Here is a 5142-nt window from a genome sequence, read left to right on the forward strand (position 1 = left end):
GGTATCCAGGTCTTCGTAGTTGCCGCCAGAGGTGCTGGCGATGCTGACGTTGAAGCTGTCTGCATCCACGTACGGGTCTTCACCCTGCGCCGGCTGCGGGTCGGAGCTGCCGTTGGTCTGACCATCCAGGATGGTGATCACCACACCGTTGTTCAGGGTGATGGTCAGATCGCCCTGAGGTGCGTTGTCCACGCTCGCGGTGTAGGTGATGGTGCCATCTTCGGATACGGTCACGTCATCCAGCGTTACCGTGGTGGTGTCGATGGTGTCATAGATATCCACCGTCGCACTGCCACCTTCAGGATCGATCTGCAGATCCTCGAAGTTACCGCCGCTCGCACCTGTAATTGTTACGGTCAGGCTATCCGGATCCTGATAAACATCAGAGTCCTGAGTGTCAATAACCAATGTACCGCTGCTCTCACCGTCACCGATAACAATCGTACCCATATTGGTTTCGATGGTAGTGATGCCTTGGGACGGATTGGTCAGGGTTGCGGTAAAGGTTACGCCTGCTTCATCTTCATTCACGTTCTCTGCATAAATGCTGACGTAGGTCGTATCGATGGTGTCATTAACAGTGACAGTACCGGTATCGCTGGTATCCAGTGAGTCAAACTCGCCACCTGATGTACCCGATACGGAGACCCCGTAGCTCTCCCCATCGACATAAGGGTCGTCACCTTGTACGGAGAACGGAGTTGATGTTCCCGAGGTCTGACCTACCGGAATCGTAATGGTCGCGCCATTGCTCAGAGTTATGACCAGCGGTGTACCGGTCACAGCACTATCGACAGAGGCAGAAACTGTAGCCATCTCGGAGCCTTCAAGCACCGTGACATTGCCAAGCGTCAGGACTGCTGACGTCAGCGGAGCAAGCTCCTCACTAACCGGCTGTTCAAAAGATGAAGCAATACCGATTGTGTCATAACCCGCGGTAGGATCGATTTCGCCACCGGTACGGCTGAGGGTTACAAAATCTGCACCGCCATCATTACCATCACCGCCTGTAGCACCTGCAGCAGGGGCACCTGCAGCGGTTGCTTCACCGATCTGCGTCGGGTCCTGACCGGCAAGGATTGCGGCCTGAATCGCATCAACGTCGCCAAAAGAGCCGGTATCAGCAACTGCTTCGCTGGTGTCGAATTGATCAGCCGGGGTGTAGGTATCGGATGTTGCAAGCCAGCTCTGGCCTCCTTCGAGCACAACCGGACCGCCGACATTCATCGCGATCTCGATCTGAGCGTCCGGACCTGTGCGAATGACTTCATCAGCGTAGATGGCGTCGCCGGGCATCAGCACGCGCTCAGAGCCATCGGCGGCTACTGCCACGACCTGACCTGCCACACTGCTGACGGTACCGATCACGTCACCGGCGCCCTGTTCGGCACCGGCCACTTCAACCCCAGCACTGGAAGCGGCCCAACTGTCACTGCCGCTCAGTGCGACGGCTTCACCGCTGGCCAGCGTAATTTCAATACGAGATCCTTCGACCGTACGAACGACGTCATCAGACATGATGGCATCGCCAAGCGCGAGTTCACGCTCAGTTCCATCTGCTGACACGGCTACGGCGTTACCATCGAGAAACGATACGTTACCGATGACTTCTGACATGACACACCTCCAGCTTTAGAGATAAAGCCTCTAATCCTTTTAGAGACTTCATAAGGGCTCAATGTTGGTTGCACAGAGTCCGGATACAACGTTCAACCCAATTTGGAGTTAAACGTAGTTAACTTTGGTTAACACCAAGTAAAGCAGCTTGAGGATAGGAGTGTATTGTCCCCCGGTACAGGCAATGATTATTTATTGACCTGCGTTCCCGAGGTGTATCAGAAGTGAAACAAAAAAGCCGCGGGGATAACCCGCGGCTTTTATAGATCTCAGCCCTTTCGGGCCCGCCTTTAGCTGTGATCTACATTCAGATGGCCGTTGTTGACCAACGAATTGATGATGTCTGACTGACTGTCCCCGGCATTCGCGCCAAGATCACTCAACTGAGTGTTCTCAAGTGTGATCACCTGGGTCACACCAGAGCTGTCGCCCGGATTGTGGCTGACTTCGATCACAACATTGCTGCCCGACTGGGTGACATTCAGGTAGTCGGTCAGGTCACCTGACTCCTCGCCTACCAACAGGTCGGAAAGATCCAGCACATCGCCATCGTTAAAGTCGGTCACGATATCCTCGGCAGGTGCTCCTGAAGTACCTTCGTCTCCGGCTTCCCAGATGAAGATGTCGTCACCGTCACCACCAGTCAGAATGTCGTTACCGATTCCACCGATCAGCGCATCGCTATCATCGCCACCGCTGAGTGTATCGTTACCGGCACCGCCTTCGAGGATGTCGCTGCCGATTCCCCCTATGAGGGTATCGTCGCCGTCACCGCCATACAGGTGATCGTTACCAGCTCCTCCATTCAGAGTATCGTTACCGGCACCTCCGACAATGACATCATTACCGGCCAGGCCATTCATGACATCATCACCGCCATCACCCATGAGCACCTCAGATTCGTTGGTGCCGCTGGTGCTGTAGACGTGATCATTGATATCGACTGTCAGCGTCGCGCTGCTTTCACTGCCATCAGCATCAACGACCGTATAGGTGAAGCTGTCGGACGCACCCTGTGCAAGATCTTCGGGATTCGGGGTATAGGTGTAGTCACCGTTTTCATCGATGTGCAGCGTGCCATAGGCACCTGCAATATCAACGCCTCCGGAAACGTTCACACCGTTAACCGATGCCAACAGCAACCCGCCGTCCGCTCCTGCATCATCGTTAGCCAACACATTGCCAGTGGCAACGGCGGCGGCCAACCAGACCAGGCTCGGTGCGGTAACGCTCAAAGTGGTCGTATTGTCGTATGCCGTGTATTTCAGGTCATTGACTGTCACCCAGAGGTCCTTACCACGACCATCAAAGGTGTCGTTTTCATGCCCTGAAACGCGGATATAGTAATTACCGCTTTGAGTGATGTTGTTAAACGTCACTGTGCCATCTGAGCTGACCGATACTTCACTTCCAACCTGGGTATTGGTATCAGCATCGTACAGGGCCAATTTCACGTTATCGCCACTGCGGAAACCATGTACATCAACATAGACCGAGATACTGGCCGGATGCGAGGCGTCTGCTGTGATATTGACCGTATGGGTATTCGCCTGGTCATCCCACCATTCGGGATCGATTGTAGTCGAACCGAGATTAGGATCGTGGACGGTAGGAGAATCACTCCAACCGGGTACCGTCACGGATTCAGTTGTATCGCTGCCGATATCCCAGTACCCCTCATTCACGCTGACTACGTCGTCGCTGGCGACCGGAGCACCGTCCTGAACGGTAATGGTGAAACTGCCGGTGGCCCTATCGCCGTCACCATCCTCGATCATATAGGTGAACTCGTCCGTTATATCACTGGACACGCCGTCTGGTGCTGCATAGCTGTATGCACCCGTTGCGAAGTTGATAACCAGCGTACCGCCGGCGTAGGTTGAAATAGTCAACGTATTGGTCGCCGAGTCGTACTCGTTCGAATTGGTATCGTAAACGTCCGCAGGCGTATTCGGATCACCATCACTATCGTGAGCAAAGGCGACAATGTGCAAACCGCCGGCACCGTCAGCACCAAAGCTACTGTTAATGTTGCCTTCCGTAACAAGGTTGCCGTTCTCCGGTACGGTAACCGTTTCAGACAACACATCCGACAGCTGACTCAGGTCAGTAACAACAATCGCTGGGAGCTCTTCGCCTTCCGCACCATCGTACGCTATTGGGTCCAGCGGGGTTGAGCTGACGCCTGAGCCCATACCCAGCGCGTAGGAGGTAATATCATTGGACGAGAGGAAGTTTTCCCAGTTCGCCTGCTCGGAGGAGCCAATACCATTTCCATAGCTGGATCCCGGACCACTTTCACCGCTGCCGTCGGTAGGCACACCATCTGACAAGAAATATGAGACGTTCTGTGCCCCGTCGATCTTGCCGGTTGCGGTGAAGGCCGACTGGGCTTCGGCCAGCGCGGCATCGTAATCAGTCGCGCCGTTTCCTGCGTAGTCGGACAGGCTATCGATCCATGCCAACGCATCGGCAGCACTCATCCATTCCGAGCCCACAGTACTCGCGCCTGAACTGAAGGTAACGATTTGTACAGCAACGCTGCCCATATCGTCATACGCGTTGATCAGGTCGGTAATCGCCGCTTTCGCAACAGCCAAGCGCGTATCGAACCCCGACACGTTTGGATCATCATCCATACTCCCGGACAGATCCAGCACCACCATCAAGTTGGTATCGCTGCCAGAGCCCTCATCAACCGTCTTATTAACAGTTGTAGGCTCGTCAGGCACATCATCAACGATCTGGACAGAGAGCGTATCGGTGGCCGGATCCCCATCAGTATCCGTTACAGATACCGTGAAGTTCTCATACACGCTGTTCTCGCCATTATCGCCATAACCGTGCGTTAACGTATTGGAGTTAAGCGTGTAGGAGTAGGTTACCTCCCCGGTATTTTCGTCGTAGTCGGTTACCGAGAGCGTATTACCCAATGCAGTGGTGAAGCTTGTAGCTGTGAACGTGCCATCGCTGATGATGGAGTGCCCATCGATTGTCAAAGAGTCGATACCGTCACCTGAGGTGATGGTAAAACTTCCCTCCTGGGTGGTCGATTCCTTGTCAGCATCGGTTCCGTCGGACAGATCATCTTCATCGACAATGACATCACCGCCAGACGCCGCCGGAGTCAAATCGGTTATTTCAGGCGTCGAGTCCACATCAACCGAGGTTGTACCCGTTGTCTGCAAGTTTTCGTATTCGCTGCCGCCGGAATCAACATCCAGAATGCTGTTATTGATATTCGACTCATTGGTGATCTCCGCGTCTGTGTAAATACGCGTATAAGACCCAGACGTATCGCCTGCGTGAATAGTGACCTGCTCGCCGTTGGCAAGGTTAAACACCAGATCCGTGTCGGGGTCGATCTCACCCGGGCCACCTGACAATGTAATGGTGTAGGTGATCTGGCCACCGTCTTCTCCGGTACTCCGGCCGTGGCGCTGAGCTTGACGGTCACGGTGTCGGTGTCGTCGCTGATCTCGGTCACCGCCGGGGTGGTGTCGTAGTCCAGCTGTTCGAACGCCC

At 54.5% G+C, this 5142-nt stretch carries 2 protein-coding genes; both read right to left on the bottom strand.

The annotated features are described in order from the left end of the window. A partial coding sequence (locus ADIMK_RS18025) for a retention module-containing protein (protein WP_036191089.1) occupies positions 1–1617 on the bottom strand: 1617 nt, incomplete at its 3' end. Between the two features lie 290 nt (positions 1618–1907). Beyond that, positions 1908–5142: type I secretion C-terminal target domain-containing protein (locus tag ADIMK_RS18030; protein ID WP_156042997.1), on the bottom strand; the 3235-nt coding region annotated here is incomplete at its 5' end.

The sequence above is a fragment of the Marinobacterium lacunae genome (genome assembly GCF_000705555.1).
Taxonomy (GTDB): domain Bacteria; phylum Pseudomonadota; class Gammaproteobacteria; order Pseudomonadales; family Balneatricaceae; genus Marinobacterium_D; species Marinobacterium_D lacunae.